At 64.8% G+C, this 785-nt stretch carries 1 pseudogene; it reads left to right on the forward strand.

The features are described from left to right. Nucleotides 1-720, forward strand: a pseudogene (locus P9A17_RS33210) (lipid-transfer protein); the annotation flags it as partial. Nucleotides 721-785 lie beyond the last annotated feature (65 nt).

Here is a 785-nt window from a genome sequence, read left to right on the forward strand (position 1 = left end):
CTGCACGCTCAGCGGTACATGTCCACCTACGGCGTGACGAACGCCGACTTCGGCAAGATCTCCGTGATCGACCGCAAGCACGCCGCCAACAACCCGGCCGCGTGGTTCTACGGCAAGCCGATCACGATCGAGGACCACCAGCAATCGCGCTGGATCGTCGAGCCCGTCGTCCGGCTCCTTGACTGCTGTCAGGAGAGCGACGGCGGCGTCGCGATGGTGGTCACCAGTGTCGAAAGGGCCCGCGACCTGCCCAATCCGCCCGCGGTGATCACCGCGGCCGCCCAAGGCGCGGCGTTCGACGGCGAGGTGATGACGAGTTACTACCGCGACGACATCACCGGGCTGCCGGAGATGGGCGTCGTCGGGAACAAACTCTGGCGCGACTCCGGCCTCAAGCCCGACGACATCTCGACCGCGTTCCTCTACGACCACTTCACGCCATTCGTGTTCACGCAACTCGAAGAACTGGGCTTCTGCGGTCGAGGCGAAGCCAAGGACTACGTGTCGATCGAGGACCTCTCACTCGGCGGGCGAATGCCGATCAACACCAACGGCGGATTGCTCGGCGAGGCCTACATCCACGGCATGAACGGCATCACCGAAGGCGTACGGCAAGTGCGAGGCACCTCCCATAACCAGGTGGACAACGTCGAGCACGTGCTGGTCACGTCGGGAACAGGCGTGCCCACCAGTGGACTCATCCTGGCGCCTCTCAGCTAGCCTCTCCGCATGACGCAAGCGACCGCCGCCGACACCCGAGAGGCGATCATCTCGGCGGCATTCGC

This window comes from Mycobacterium sp. 236(2023) (genome assembly GCF_029623955.1).
Classification (GTDB): Bacteria; Actinomycetota; Actinomycetes; order Mycobacteriales; family Mycobacteriaceae; genus Mycobacterium.